The 14,392-nt window shown below is 70.5% G+C and carries 10 protein-coding genes and 1 pseudogene; 5 read left to right on the plus strand and 6 right to left on the minus strand.

Features of this window, described 5'->3' with window-relative positions; translation table 11 throughout:
* Positions 1-116: 116 nt before the first annotated feature.
* Positions 117-3,656 carry a DNA polymerase III subunit alpha gene (gene dnaE, locus ACIQ6R_RS09505; protein WP_404219970.1) on the minus strand — a complete coding sequence of 1,180 codons (3,540 nt, stop codon included), beginning with the start codon at positions 3,654-3,656 and terminating at the stop codon, positions 117-119.
* Positions 3,657-3,954: 298 nt separating this feature from the next.
* Between dnaE and ACIQ6R_RS09510 the strand changes: the two genes are divergently transcribed.
* The 4 genes from ACIQ6R_RS09510 (at position 3,955) to ACIQ6R_RS09525 (ending at position 8,712) form a co-directional block, all read left to right on the plus strand.
* Entirely contained in the window at positions 3,955-5,292 is a 1,338-nt protein-coding gene (locus ACIQ6R_RS09510; RefSeq protein ID WP_404174238.1) for a DUF2252 domain-containing protein, read from the plus strand.
* Between the two features lie 69 nt (positions 5,293-5,361).
* The gene (locus ACIQ6R_RS09515; protein ID WP_404219972.1) at positions 5,362-6,069 is read left to right on the plus strand and encodes a hypothetical protein; all 708 of its coding nucleotides are present in this window, start codon (positions 5,362-5,364) and stop codon (positions 6,067-6,069) included.
* Positions 6,070-6,147: 78 nt separating this feature from the next.
* Entirely contained in the window at positions 6,148-6,948 is an 801-nt protein-coding gene (locus tag ACIQ6R_RS09520; RefSeq protein WP_404174244.1) for a DsbA family protein, read from the plus strand.
* Positions 6,949-7,026: 78 nt separating this feature from the next.
* The gene (locus tag ACIQ6R_RS09525; protein WP_404219974.1) at positions 7,027-8,712 is read left to right on the plus strand and encodes an alkaline phosphatase D family protein; all 1,686 of its coding nucleotides are present in this window, start codon (positions 7,027-7,029) and stop codon (positions 8,710-8,712) included.
* Here ACIQ6R_RS09525 and ACIQ6R_RS09530 read toward each other — a convergent pair.
* Positions 8,697-9,308: pseudogene (locus tag ACIQ6R_RS09530) on the minus strand (dienelactone hydrolase family protein); the annotation flags it as partial. The gene ACIQ6R_RS09525 and the pseudogene ACIQ6R_RS09530 sit on opposite strands and share 16 nt — an antisense overlap.
* Positions 9,309-9,401: 93 nt before the next feature.
* Here ACIQ6R_RS09530 and ACIQ6R_RS09535 point away from each other — a divergent pair.
* Positions 9,402-10,526 (plus strand): mechanosensitive ion channel family protein, encoded by a 1,125-nt coding sequence (locus tag ACIQ6R_RS09535; RefSeq protein WP_404219976.1) that lies wholly within the window; start codon positions 9,402-9,404, stop codon positions 10,524-10,526.
* Positions 10,527-10,610: 84 nt separating this feature from the next.
* On the opposite strand, the gene ACIQ6R_RS09540 is transcribed toward ACIQ6R_RS09535, so the two are convergent.
* The 4 genes from ACIQ6R_RS09540 to lspA all read right to left on the minus strand — a co-directional run bounded on the left by ACIQ6R_RS09540 (position 10,611) and on the right by lspA (position 14,351).
* On the minus strand, positions 10,611-12,197 hold the full coding sequence (locus ACIQ6R_RS09540) for a Na+/H+ antiporter (protein WP_404219978.1): 1,587 nt from the start codon (positions 12,195-12,197) through the stop codon (positions 10,611-10,613).
* 89 nt (positions 12,198-12,286) lie between these two features.
* On the minus strand, positions 12,287-12,772 hold the full coding sequence (locus ACIQ6R_RS09545) for a GNAT family N-acetyltransferase (RefSeq protein ID WP_404174256.1): 486 nt from the start codon (positions 12,770-12,772) through the stop codon (positions 12,287-12,289).
* Complete coding sequence (locus ACIQ6R_RS09550; RefSeq protein ID WP_404219980.1) at positions 12,769-13,713, minus strand: RluA family pseudouridine synthase; 945 nt, start codon at positions 13,711-13,713, stop codon at positions 12,769-12,771. Before ACIQ6R_RS09550 ends, ACIQ6R_RS09545 begins: the two co-directional genes overlap by 4 nt.
* A gap of 44 nt (positions 13,714-13,757) precedes the next feature.
* Positions 13,758-14,351, minus strand: coding sequence for a signal peptidase II (gene lspA / locus ACIQ6R_RS09555; RefSeq protein WP_404174259.1), 594 nt, complete (start codon positions 14,349-14,351; stop codon positions 13,758-13,760).
* Between the last annotated feature and the right edge of the window lie 41 nt (positions 14,352-14,392).

Here is a 14,392-nt window from a genome sequence, read left to right on the forward strand (position 1 = left end):
GAACCGGGTCGTTACGGCCCCGCGGACACGAGGGGCGCACCCGGCACCGGGTGCGCCCCCGTCTCGCTCCGCTCGCGTTCCGCTCGTGAGATCCGCCCGCTTCTCGTTCCGTCCGCTCAGCCCGCCAGACAGGACGGGCCGAGGAGCACCTTCAGGTCGCCGAACAGGGCCGGGTCGGGCTTCACCCGGTGCCGGTCCAGGCGCAGCACCGTCGTCTTGGTCGGCCCCTGGAGCTTGATCCGCACCTCGCTGTCGCCGCGGTGGTGCGTGAGGATCTCGCCGAGGCGGCTGACCATCGGCGGAGTGACCCTGGTCGCCGGGATGGTGAGCACCACGGGCGCGTTGGTGCCCGCGTTGGACAGGTCGGGGACCATCAGCTCCATCGCGACCAGCCGCGGCACGTCCTCCCGCTTGTCGAGCCGTCCCTTGACGAACACGACGGCGTCCTCGACGAGTTGGGTGGACACCAACTGGTAGGTCGCCGGGAAGAACATGCACTCGATGGAGCCCGCGAGGTCCTCCACGGTGGCGATGGCCCAGGCGTTGCCCTGCTTGGTCATCTTGCGCTGGAGGCCCGAGATGATGCCGCCGATGGTGACGACCGCGCCGTCGCCGAAGTCACCGCCGGTGAGCTGGGAGATGCCCGCGTCGGCCTTGTCGGACAGCACGTGCTCCAGCCCGAAGAGCGGGTGGTCGGAGACGTAGAGACCGAGCATCTCCCGCTCCTGGGCGAGCAGATAGGTCTTGTCCCACTCGTCCTCACCGAAGACGACGTCCAGTCCGAAGCCGGGCTCGTCGGTCGCCTCCTCGCCCATGCCGCCGAAGAGGTCGAACTGGCCCTCGGCCTCCTTGCGCTTGACCGCGACCACGTTGTCGATCATCGGCTCGTACTGCGCGGTGAGGCCCTTGCGGGTGTGCCCCATCTCGTCGAAGGCGCCGGCCTTGATCAGCGACTCCGTGGTCCGCTTGTTGCAGACGACCGCCTCCACCTTGTCCAGGTAGTCGGGGAAGGAGGCGTACTTTCCCTTGGCCTTGCGGCACCTGATGATCGACTCGACGACGTTGGTGCCGACGTTGCGGACGGCGGAGAGGCCGAAGAGGATCACGTCGTCGCCCTGCGCGGCGAAGTTCGACATGGACTCGTTGACGTTGGGCGGGAGGACCTTGATGCCCATGCGCCGGCACTCGTTCAGGTAGACGGCCGACTTGTCCTTGTCGTCCTTGACCGAGGTGAGCAGGGCGGCCATGTACTCGGCGGGGTGGTTCGCCTTGAGGTACGCCGTCCAGTACGAGACCAGTCCGTACGCGGCCGAGTGCGCCTTGTTGAACGCGTAGCCGGCGAAGGGGACCAGCACGTCCCACAGGGCCTGGATGGCCTCGTCGCTGTAGCCCTTCTTGCGGGCGCCCTCCTGGAAGAGGACGAAGTTCTTGGCCAGTTCGTCGGGCTTCTTCTTGCCCATCACGCGGCGCAGGATGTCGGCCTCGCCGAGCGAGTAGCCCGCGATGATCTGGGCGGCCTTCTGCACCTGCTCCTGGTAGACGATCAGGCCGTGGGTGACCGCGAGGACCTCCTGGAGGGGCTCCTCCAGCTCCTTGTGGATCGGCGTGATCTCCTGGAGGCCGTTCTTGCGCAGCGCGTAGTTGGTGTGCGAGTCCATGCCCATGGGGCCGGGACGGTAGAGCGCGGAGACGGCGGAGATGTCTTCGAAGTTGTCGGGCTTCATCAGCCGCAGCAGCGAGCGCATCGGTCCGCCGTCGAACTGGAAGACGCCGAGCGTGTCGCCGCGCTGGAGCAGCTCGAAGGTCGTGGGGTCGTCCAGCGGCAGCGACAGCAGGTCGAGGTCGATGCCCTTGTTGGACTTCACCATCTTGACGGCGTCGTCCATGATCGTGAGGTTGCGCAGGCCGAGGAAGTCCATCTTCAGCAGGCCGAGCGACTCGCACTGCGGGTAGTCCCACTGCGTGATGGTCACGCCGTCGGTGTGCCGCACCCAGATCGGGGCGTGGTCGACGATGGGCTCGCTGGACATGATCACGCCGGCGGCGTGCACGCCCATCTGCCGGACCAGACCCTCGACGCCCTTGGCGGTGTCGATGACCTTCTTCACGTCCGGCTCGTTCTCGTACATCGCGCGGATCTCGCCGGCCTCGCTGTAGCGGGGGTGCGTCGGGTCCGTGATGCCGTTGAGGTCGATGCCCTTGCCGAGGACGTCGGCGGGCATGGCCTTGGTGAGCCGGTCGCCCATCGCGTACGGGTAGCCCAGCACGCGCGCGGAGTCCTTGATCGCGTTCTTCGCCTTGATCTTGCCGTACGTGCCGATCATGGCGACCTTGTCGGCGCCGTACTTCTCCGTCACGTACCTGATCACCTCGACGCGCCTGCGCTCGTCGAAGTCGATGTCGACGTCGGGCATGGAGACGCGCTCGGGGTTGAGGAACCGCTCGAAGATCAGGCCGTGCGGGATCGGGTCGAGGTCGGTGATGCCCATGGCGTACGCCACGATCGAACCGGCCGCGGAGCCTCGGCCGGGGCCGACCGCGATGCCCTGGTTCTTCGCCCACATGATGAAGTCGGCCACCACGAGGAAGTAGCCCGGGAACCCCATCTGGATGATGACGTCCATCTCGTACTCGGCCTGCTTCTGGCGGTCCTCGGGGACACCGCCGGGGAAGCGGCGCGCCATGCCGCGGCGGACCTCCTCCTGGAACCAGGTGACCTCGGTGAAGCCCTCCGGGATGTCGAACTTCGGCATGAGGTCGCGCTTCTCGAACATGCCGTCGACGTCGATCATCTCGGCGATCAGGCGCGTGTTGGCGCAGCCCTCCTGCCAGGCGTCGGAGGAGTCGATGGCGTACATCTCGTCCGTCGACTTCAGGTAGTAACCGGTGCCGTCGAACCGGAAGCGGTCCGGGTCGGAGAGGTTCTTGCCGGTCTGGATGCACAGCAGGGCGTCGTGGGCGGTCGCCTCGTGCGCGTAGGTGTAGTGCGAGTCGTTGGTGACCAGGGGCGGGATGCCGAGCTTCCTGCCGATCTCCAGCAGGCCGTCGCGGACCCGGTGCTCGATCTCGATGCCGTGGTCCATCAGCTCCAGGAAGTACCGGTCCTTGCCGAAGATGTCCTGGTAGTCGGCGGCCGCCTTCAGTGCCTCGTCGAAGTGGCCGAGGCGCAGGCGGGTCTGCACCTCGCCGGAGGGGCAGCCGGTGGAGGCGACGATCCCCTCGGACCACTGGGAGATGGTCTCCTTGTCCATCCGGGGCCACTTCTGCAGCCAGCCCTCGGCGTACGCGTCGGAGGAGAGGCGGAAGAGGTTGTGCAGGCCGGTCTTGTCGGTCGCCCACATCGTCTTGTGGGTGTAACCGCCCGAACCCGAGACGTCGTCCCGCTTCTGGTGCGGCTGGCCCCACTGGATCTTGCGCTTGTTGCGGCGCGACTCGGGGGCGACGTACGCCTCGATGCCGATGATCGGGGTGACCCCGGCCTTCTTGGCGGAGTGGAAGAAGTCGTACGCCCCGTGCAGGTTGCCGTGGTCGGACATGGCGATGTGCGTCATGCCCATCTCATTGCAGGCGTCGAACATGTCCTTCAGCCGCGCGGCACCGTCCAGCAGCGAGTACTGGGTGTGGACGTGCAGGTGCGTGAACGGCGGCTTGGACACGTTCGGCCTCCTGGGAGAACTGGGGATGACGGGCCGGCGGCGGGCTGCGGTCGGTCCGGGGGTCAGCGTCGAAGTCTATGCCTCGCCACTGACACTCCGAACGGATTCCGCGGCGCGAAGCGCCTCCGTGAGGGGCGGCGGTCGGGTGACGGGCGGGCCTTCCCCGCGTACCTTCGGGGGCGGGCCCGCGTGTCGGGGCGGGCCCCGGGCACGGGCACTCCCGCATCCCTTCGAACGTTGGTCCGAGTGGAGGATCGCTCCACTCGTCACGCACCATCCGCACCAGGAGGCACCAGGCATGTCGGTCCCGCAGCTCAACGAGGAGCGCGGCGAGGAGATCCTCGCCGTCTTCGACACCGCCTTCGGCCGGCTGCTGGCCGCGGATCCCGCGGCGTTCCGCGTGAAGTTCCGGAAGATGGCGGCCTCGGCCTTCGCGTTCTACCGCGGCACCGCATGCCTCTTTTACCACGACTTGACCGTGGACCGGGAGTTCGGTTCGCAGAGCGGCGGCCCGTACCTGGACGACCGGACCTCCCGGGTCTGGATCCACGGCGACCTGCACGCGGAGAACTTCGGCACGTACATGGACTCGACCGGTCGGCTGATCTTCAATGTCAACGACTTCGACGAGGCCTACGTCGGCCCCTTCACCTGGGACCTCAAGCGCTTCGCCGCCTCCATCGCGCTGATCGGGTACGCCAAGGCGTTCAGCGACGAGCAGATCACCGAGCTGGTGCGGGTGTACGCGGGCGCGTACCGCGAGCGGATCCACGCCCTGGCCACCGGCGCCAAGAGCGACGAGGTGCCGCCGTTCACGCTGGACACCGCGGACGGGCCGCTGCTGGGCGCGCTGCGCGTGGCCCGCTCCCTGACCCGTTTCGGGCTGCTGGAGTCGATGACGGAGATCCGTGACTTCGAACGCCGCTTCGCCCCGGGCGGCGGCTCCATCGAGCTGGACGCGGCCACGCGCTACAAGGTGCTCGCGGCCTTCGACGGCTACCTGGAGACGCTCCCGGAGTCCTCCCTGGCCCGCCCGGACTCCTACCGCGTGAAGGACGTCGTCGGCCGCCGGGGCATCGGCATCGGGTCGGCGGGCCTGCCCTCGTACAACATCCTCCTGGAGGGCAACAGCGACGCCCTGGAGAACGACGTCGTGATCTACATCAAGCAGGCCCAGACCCCGGCGGTCTCCCGGTACATCGCCGACCAGGCGATCCGGGACTACTTCCAGCACGAGGGCCACCGCACGGTGATCTCCCAGCGCGCCCTCCAGGCGCACGCCGACCCGTGGCTGGGCTGGACCGAGCTGGACGGCTCGGGCCAGCTGGTCGCGGAGGTCTCGCCGTACGCGGTCGACCTGGACTGGGGCGACATCGACGACCCGGAGGAGATCGCCGAGGTCGTCGCCGACCTGGGCCGGGCCACGGCCACCATGCACGGGGCGGCGGACGACCAGTCCGGGGAGTCCCTGGTGCCCTTCTCCACCGAGCGGGCCATCGACGCGGCGATCGCGGCGGACGAGGAGGGTTTCGCGCCCCTGCTGGTGGACTTCGCGCACCGGTACGGCGCACGCGCGCGTGCCGACCACCAGACCTTCGTCGACCTGTTCCGCAACGGCCGGATCCCAGGTCTATAACCGTCCGCTTCCTCACAGGAACCCTTTAGGGGTCCCTTACCGGGCCCCATGACACACTCTTCTATCGCTATGGACATATCCGGAACCCCCCTCAGAGCCGTACGCGCGGCGCTGTTCACGGCACTCGTCGTGACGCTCAGCACCGCGTCGCACGTTCTGCTGTCCGGGGTTCCGCTGCCGCTGCCCACCGTGGCCGCGGTCGCCGCCGCCGTGTTCCTGATCGCGTACGCCCTGGCCGGGCGGCGTGAGCGCGGCTTCGGCCGGATCGCCGCCCTGCTGATCCCGCTGGAGCTGGCCGCCGACACGGTCTTCACCACCGGCCAGCACGTCTGCTACGGGCGGACGGGCGGCCCGGTGGCGGGCCCCTTGCGCTCCGTCGGCTTCGACGTGCTGTGCGGTGACGGGACGGGCGTCCACGCCGGCGTCGCCGCCCCGCTGACCCGGGTGACCGGCGCCGAGACCGACCGGCTGGCGACCGTGCTCGCCGACGCCGACCCCGCGACCGCCTGGCTGCTGCTCGGCGCGCACGTGGGCGTCGGCCTGCTGGCGGCGGCCTGGCTGCGGCGCGGCGAGCGCGCGCTGGCCCAGTTGCTGAGCGCCGTGGCCGCGACCACCTTCCGGCCGCTGCTGCTCGCCGTCGCGGCCGTGAGCGTGCACCGGGCCCCGGCGGTGCGCCGCCCGGCAGTCCCGGCCCGCCGCACCGCCGGCGCCCGTGAGCGGATCCTCACGCACTCCCTGGGGCGTCGCGGACCGCCGTGCTCGGCCGCCTTCGTGTGACCCGTCACCGAGCACCAGCAGTCCCCCCATACGTATCCCGCACACTCCCGTGTGCGCGTCCCCGGAGAGATCATCACCATGAGCAAGCGGAACAGCCAGGCGGCGAAGTCGGCGGCCCGTGAGCGCCTGCGCCAGGAGCGCGAGCGCCAGGCCAAGCGCGACAAGGTCAAGCGGCAGGGCATCGTGGCAGCCTCCATCGTCGGCGTGCTGGCGATAGCCGGCGGCATCGGCTACGCCGTCATGCAGATGAACGAGCCCTCGAAGTGGGAGAAGGCCGCCGACGCCAAGGTCACGGCCCCGGCCAACACCTCCGGCAAGAACGGCACCACGGTCACCCTCGGCGAGTCCAAGAGCGACCACGTCGTCCACCTCTACGAGGACCCGCGCTGCCCGGGCTGCGCCTCCTTCGAGCAGGGCATCGGCGAGGCCGTCAACAAGGGCATGGAGGACGGCACCTACAAGCTCTCCTTCACCATCGGCACCTTCCTCGACGGGAACCTCGGCGGCGAGGGCTCGAAGAACGCGCTCAGCGCGCTCGGTGCCGCGCTGAACGTCAGCCCCGAGGCGTTCATCGACTACAAGACCGCGCTGTACTCCGCCGAGTACCACCCGGAGGAGTCGACCGACGAGTTCGCCAAGGACGACTACCTGATCAAGGTCGCCGACTCGGTCGACGCCCTGAAGGACAACAAGAAGTTCCAGGACGCCGTCGAGAAGGGCACCTACGACGCCTGGGCGATGAAGATGAGCGATTCCTTCCAGAAGGCCGAGGGCGTCGAGTCGACCCCGACCGTCAAGATCAACGACAAGGTGATCCAGACCCCGAGCACCGACGCCGAGTGGCAGAAGGCGCTCAAGGACGCGGGCGTCACCAAGTAACGAAGAACGGCGAACGAGCGGGCGAACTTTGGCGAGTTCGCCCGCTCGCGCGCTTACCGATCAGTAATCTGATCGCCCGTGACCAGTCGACACAGATCATCGAAGAGCACCTTCCCGTCGTCCGCCGACGGCGCGAACCCCCGCACCCCGAGCCGCCGCACGGTCGTCAAGGCCGCGGCGGCCGGCGCCGTTCTGGCCGCCCCGCTCGCGGCGGCGCCGCCCGCCGGTGCCGCCGACGCCGCCCCCGTCTTCCTGCACGGCGTCGCCTCCGGCGATCCGCTGCCCGACGGCATCCTGCTGTGGACCCGGGTGACCCCGACGCCCGAGGCGATACCGGGCTCGGGCCTCGGCCCGGACACCGAGGTGAGCTGGGCCGTCGCCCTGGACAAGGCGTTCACGAACATCGTGGCCAAGGGGTCCACCACGGCGACGGCCGCCTCCGACCACACCGTCAAGGCGGACATCCGAGGGCTCGCGCCCGCCACGGACTACTGGTTCCGCTTCTCCGCCGGTCCCACCGACTCCCCCGCCGCCCGCACCCGCACCGCCCCCGCGGCCGACGCCGCCGTCCCGGGCCTGCGCTTCGGCGTGGTCTCCTGCGCCAACTGGGAGGCCGGCCACTTCTCGTCGTACCGGCATCTCGCCGCCCGCGGCGACCTGGACGCCTGGCTGCACCTGGGCGACTACATCTACGAGTACGGCACCGGCGAGTACGGCACCCGGGACACCGTCGTACGGCCGCACGCGCCCGCCCACGAGATCCTCACGCTCGCCGACTACCGCGTCCGGCACGGCCGTTACAAGACCGACCCCGACCTCCAGGCCCTGCACGCCGCGGCGCCGGTCGTGGCGATCTGGGACGACCACGAGATCGCCAACGACACCTGGTCGGGCGGCGCCGAGAACCACACCGAGGGCGCCGAGGGCACCTGGGCGGCGCGTCAGGCCGCCGCCAAGCGGGCCTACTTCGAGTGGATGCCGGTCCGGCCCGCGATCGCCGGCACCACCTACCGCAGGCTGCGCTTCGGCAAGCTGGCCGACCTGTCGCTGCTGGACCTGCGCTCCTTCCGCTCGCAGCAGGTGGCGCTCGGCGACGGCGAGGTCGACGACCCGGAGCGGACCCTCACCGGCCGCGCCCAGCTCGACTGGCTCAAGTCCGGGCTCACGGCCTCCGACACCACCTGGCGGCTGGTCGGCAACTCGGTGATGATCTCGCCGTTCGCCGTCGGCTCGATCCCCGCCGAACTGCTGAAGCCGCTCGCCGAGCTGCTGGGGCTGCCCAAGGAGGGCCTCGCCCTCAACACCGACCAGTGGGACGGGTACACCGACGACCGCCGCGAACTGCTGGCGCACCTGCGCGCGAACGCCATCCGCAACACCGTGTTCCTGACCGGCGACATCCACATGGCGTGGGCCAACGACGTGCCGCACAACGCCGCCACGTACCCGCTGTCCGCCTCGGCCGCCACGGAGTTCGTCGTCACCTCGGTGACCTCCGACAACCTCGACGACCTCGTGAAGGTCCCCGAGGGCACGGTCTCGGCGATCGCCGCGCCGGTCATCCGGGCCGCGAACCGGCACGTCCACTGGGTCGACACCGACCGGCACGGCTACGGCGTGCTGGACATCACCGCGGGCCGGACGCAGATGGACTACTACGTCGTCTCCGACCGCACCGACCCGGACGCCACGTCGAAGTGGGCCCGTTCGTACCGCACGCGCAGCGGCACGCAGCGGGTCGAGCGCGTCTACGCGCCCGTCTGAGAGGCGTCCGCCTCCTGAAGCGAGTCGAGGAAGCCGAGCGCCACCCGCCAGGTGGCCTCGGCCGCCTCCTCGTCGTGGTCCGGCAGGCCGGGGTCGGTGTAGAGGTGGCCGGCCCCCGCATACCTGTACACCTCGACGTCGGCGCCGATCCGGCCCATCTGGAGATACCAGGCGCTGAGCCAGTCGTCCGTCTCGAAGGCGTCCGGCTCGGCGACGTGCAGCTGGACCGGCAGGTCGTCCACCGAGGCGTTGGCCGCGATGTCCGAGGTGCCGTGCAGGAGCAGCAGTCCGCGCGCCCGGTGGTCGCCGAGGGCGAGGGTCTGGGCGATGGAGGCGCCGAGCGAGAACCCGGCGTACACCAGCCCACGCTCGGAATAGGGCGCGGCGGCCAGCACCGCCCGCTTCAGCAGCTCCTCCCTGCCGATCCCGTCCTGATGGGCCATGCCCTCCTCGACCGTGTCGAACGTCCGGCCCTCGAAGAGGTCCGGTGTCCACACCTGGTGCCCGGCTTCGCGCAGCCGGTCGGCGGCCTGCCGCACCGCGGGCCTCGGGCCAAGGGTCGAGTGGAAGAGCACGATGTTCATGAGGCCATGGTGCCAGCCCGGTGTGACAGCGCGGTGCGCGGCGCTACCCGGGACGGGACGGAAGTCACAGGTTCACAGCGTGGCGGGGACGGTTACGTTCGAGGGATGGAGACGATACTCCGCCCCCTGATCGTGGTCGGCGGCTCCGTCCTGCTGACCCTGGTCATCGGATGGGCCACCGACCTGCTGCTGCGCAAGGCCGACGAACGGCACCCCGAGACGCCCCTGTGGGGGCTGCTGCGCCGTGCCCGCATCCCCTACCAGCTCCTCCTCTGCTCGGCGCTGCTGAGAGGGTCGTACGTCGAGGCACAGGTGTTCCCCGACCACCGGGAGGGGGTCGGCCGGACGCTGACGCTGGTGCTGATCGGCTCGGCGGCCTGGATGGTGATCCGGATCGCCGCGGCGGTCGTCGAGACCTCGTACTCCCGCTACGCCCACGCGCACGCCCAGCGGAACCCGGCCCGGGTACGCCGGGTGCGTACCCAGGTGTCGCTGATCATGCGGGTCGTCTCGGCGGTCGTCGGCGTGGTCGCCGTGGCGTCGATGCTGCTGACGTTCCCCGCGATGCAGGCGGCGGGCGCCTCGCTGCTGGCCTCGGCCGGCATCCTCGGCATCGTCGCCGGTGTGGCCGCCCAGTCGACGCTGAGCAACATGTTCGCCGGTTTCCAGATCGCCTTCGGCGACATGGTGCGCATGGGCGACACGGTCGTGGTGGACGGGGAGTGGGGCACCGTCGAGGAGATCACGCTCACCTTCCTGACCGTGCGCACCTGGGACGAACGCCGGATCACCATGCCGGTGTCCTACTTCACGTCCAAGCCGTTCGAGAACTGGTCGCGCGGCAGCCCGCAGATGACCGGCACCGTCTTCTGGCACCTCGACCACTCGGCACCGCTGGAGGCGATGCGGGAGCGGCTGCGCGACATCCTGCGCGAGTGCCCGACCTGGGACGGCCGCGACTACAACCTGACCGTCACGGACACCACCCCGAACACCATGCAGGTGCGGGCGCTGGTGACGGCGAAGGACGCGGACGACATCTGGACGGTCCGGGTCACGGTCCGCGAGGGAATGATCCGCTGGCTCGCCGACGAGCACCCGTACGCCCTGCCCCGGGTCAACACGGCGGACGCGGCCCTGCGCGCGTCCCCCGACGGCTTGCACCGCCCCCGCCGGTCCCCCGACGGAGCCCCCCGCCGCTTCCCCGACCAGCCGGCGAAGAGCCTGTGACCGCGAGGGCGCGACCGTGACCGCGAAGACGCGACCGTGACCGTGAGCAAGAGATCGTGACCGCGAGGACGTGCGCGGCCCCGCTCAGCGCAGGCTGCGCACGTCCAGCTGGCGCAGTACCCGGTCCACGATCTCCGGGGTGGCTCCGGGTTCGCTGCGCGCGGCCAGCACCTCGTGGCGCGCGGCGCTCATCATCTCGCCCTGGATGCGGCGGATCCGCCTCAGCCGCCGGGCCCGCTGCTCCTGCGCCTCGCGCCGCTCCTCGTCGCCGACGTCGGGACTGATCCGCATCCCGATGTCGAAGGCCCGTCGCAGCAACTGCTCGGACAGCTCCTCCGGGAGTTCCTCGACCGACTCGATCTCCCTGAGCCGCCGCTTCGCCGCCTTCGCCGCCCGTACGGCCAGTTCCTTCTCGTACTCCTTCTCCCGCTCGGTGTCCGCCCGCACCCCGAGCCGCCCCACCAGCCACGGCAGCGTCAGGCCCTGCAGCAGCAGCGTGACCATGATCACGCCGAACGCGACGAAAATGATCTCCTCGCGGTGGGGGAAGGCGGAACCGTCGTCCGTCCTCAGCGGGATCGCGAGCGCCAGCGCGACCGAGGCGACGCCCCGCATCCCCGACCACCACATGACGACGGTCTCCCGCAAGGACATGGGGATGTCCTCGTCGTGGTCGCGTCTGGCGTGCAGCCGTTTGGTCAGCCAGGTGGCCGGCAGCAGCCAGACCAGCCGCACCAGGATCACCACACCGGCGATGGCCGCGGCCCAGCCGAGCAGTTCGGTCCAGCGCCCGGAGGCCGTACGGATCGCGTTGTGCAGTTCCAGGCCGACGAGCCCGAAGGCGACGCCGGTGACGAGCGTGTCGACGACGTCCCACACGGTGTGCCCGGCGAGCCGGGTCATCACGTCGTCGGCGTCGAAGGCGTACTCGGCGAGGAACATCGCGGTGGTGAGCACCGCGAGCACCCCGGAGCCGTGCAGTTCCTCGGCCAGGACGTACGACCCGTAGGGCACCAGCAGCGTCAGGCCGATCTGCAGGGTGGCGTCGCCCAGCAGGCTCAGCAGTTTGTTGGTGGCCCAGCCCAGCGCGAGACCGACCGCGACGGCGACGACGGCGGACAGCACCAGGTCGAGGCCGGCCCGCCACGGCGAGAAGGTACCGCCGACGGCCGCGGCGATGGCCACGTGGTACAGGACGATGGCCGTGACGTCGTTGAACAGCCCCTCGCCCTCCAGGATGGAGACCAGACGGCGCGGCAGCCCCAGTTGCCCGGCGACGGCGGTCGCCGCGACCGGGTCGGGCGGCGCGACCAGCGCGCCCAGGGCGAAGGCGGCGGCGATCGGCAGCCCCGGCACGATGGCGCTCGCCACCGCGGCCACGCAGGTCATGGTGACGAAGACCAGCGCGACCGCCAGCAGGAAGATCGGGCGCTTGTTGGCCGCGAACTGCCGCCAGGACGTCCGCCGCACGGCCGCGTACAGCAGCGGCGGCAGCAGCGCGGGCAGGATCAGATCGGGCGGGATGTCGACGTTGGGCACGAATTCGAGCAACGCCAGGGCGATGCCGAGGACCGTCATCAGCACCGGCGCCGGCAGCCCGAGCCGGGCGCCGATCGGAACGCTCAGCAGGGCCCCGAGCAGCAGGATGAACAACAGGGCCAGCTGATCCACGGTCACCGCTCCGGTGGGGTCTCGGCGTTCACACGGCGGACCTCAAGCCTGCCACGTCACCGGCCCCACCAGCCGTTCGGCGCCTTCGCCTACAGGGCGCGCCGCATCGCGCGGTGGGGGATCCCGGCGTCGGGGAACTCGGGTCCGTACGCCTCGTACCCCAGCCGCTCGTAGAAACCCAGGGCGTGGGTCTGCGCGTGCAGGTCCACCGCGGTGAGCCCACGCGCGCGTGCCGTCTCCTCGACGGCCCGCACCAGCGCGGCCCCGACACCCAGCCCGCGGGCCCGCGCGGTCACCGCGAGCCGGCCCAGAGAACCGACGGCCGGGTCGCCGTCGCCGTTCCTCGCCGCGGCGGCCTCCCCGTGCAGCAGCCGGCCGGTGCCCAGCGGTACGCCGTCCGCCCGGACCGCCAGGACGTGCACGGCGTCGGCGTCGTAGGCGTCGTACTCGATGTCCTCGGGGACCCTCTGCTCGACGACGAAGACGTCCTTGCGCACCGCGAAGCACGCTTCCCGGTCACCGGGATCCTCGGCCACCCGCACCACGTACGACGGCGCCCGGTCCGGGACGCTCATCCGTAGGTCTCCTCGCGGACCAGGTCCAGGGCCTGCTGGAGGTCGTCGGGGTACTCACTGGCGTACTCGACCCACTGCCCGTCGCCGGGGTGCTCGAAGCCGAGCCGTACGGCGTGCAGCCACTGGCGGGTGAGGCGCAGCCGCTTGCCGAGGGTGGGATCGGCGCCGTAGGTCAGGTCCCCGACGCAGGGGTGGCGGTGGGCGGCCATGTGGACGCGGATCTGGTGGGTGCGGCCGGTCTCCAGCTTCACGTCGAGCAGGGAGGCGGCGCGGAAGGCCTCGATGAGGTCGTAGTGCGTCACCGAGGGCTTGCCCTCGGCGGTGACGGCCCACTTGTAGTCGTGCTGGGGGTGGCGGCCGATGGGGGCGTCGATGGTGCCGCTGGTCGGGTCGGGGTGGCCCTGCACGAGCGTGTGGTAGCGCTTGTCGACCGTGCGCTCCTTGAACTGGCGCTTGAGCGAGGTGTACGCCCGCTCCGACTTCGCCACCGCCATCAGGCCGGACGTGCCCACGTCGAGACGGTGCACGATGCCCTGCCGCTCGGCGGCACCGGACGTGGAGATGCGGTACCCGGCGGCGGCCAGTCCGCCGATGACCGTCGGTCCGCTCCAGCCGGGCGAGGGGTGGGCGGCGACGCCGACCGGCTTGACGATCACGACCACGTCGTCGTCGTCGTGCACGATCTCCATGCCCTCGACGGGCTCGGGGACGATCTGCACGGGCGCGGGCGCCTGCGGCATCTCGACCTCGAGCCAGGCGCCGCCGTGGACGCGCTCGGACTTGCCGACCACCGATCCGTCGACCTGCACCTTGCCCGCCGCGGCGAGCTCCGCGGCCTTGGTACGGGAGAAGCCGAACATGCGGGAGATGGCGGCGTCGACGCGCTCGCCCTCCAGGCCGTCGGGCACGGGCAGGGTACGGATCTCGGGAATCGTGCTCACCCCGTCGAGTATGCCGGACGGGTCGGACACTCCCGACCGCGCGCTCAGTCCTTGTGGACGGTCCCGTCCGGGTCGAGGCCCCGGAAGGAGAGGATCACGATCAGGATGCCGCCGCAGACGATCGCCGAGTCGGCGAGGTTGAAGACGGCGAAGTGCTTGGGCGCGATGAAGTCCACGACCGCGCCCTCGAAGACGCCGGGCGCACGGAAGATCCGGTCGGTGAGGTTGCCGAGGGCGCCGCCGAGCAGCATGCCGAGCGCGATCGCCCACGGCAGGCTGTAGAGCTTGCGCGCGAGGCGGGCGATCACCACGATGACGGCCGCCGCGATCACCGTGAAGATCACGGTGAAGGCCTCGCCGAAGCCGAAGGCCGCGCCCGCGTTGCGGATCGCCACGAACCGCAGCCAGTCCCCGACGATCTCGATGGGCTCCTGGTGCTCCAGCTTGGCGACCACGATCATCTTGCTGACCAGGTCGAGGAGGTACGCGACGGCGGCCACCGCGAACAGCACGGCGATGCGCCGCTTGCCCCGAGAGCGCTCCGGGGGCTGCTCCTGCTCGGCGTCGGGCCGCTCCTGCCCGTCCCCCGCCGCGTCCGGGGTGTCCGGCGTACCGATGATGCGCTCCGCCTCTGCCACGTGAGTCCCTCGACCTAGGTACCTGACTGAGGACGAGGGTA

It is taken from the genome of Streptomyces sp. NPDC096048, assembly GCF_044763415.1.
Classification (GTDB): Bacteria; Actinomycetota; Actinomycetes; order Streptomycetales; family Streptomycetaceae; genus Streptomyces.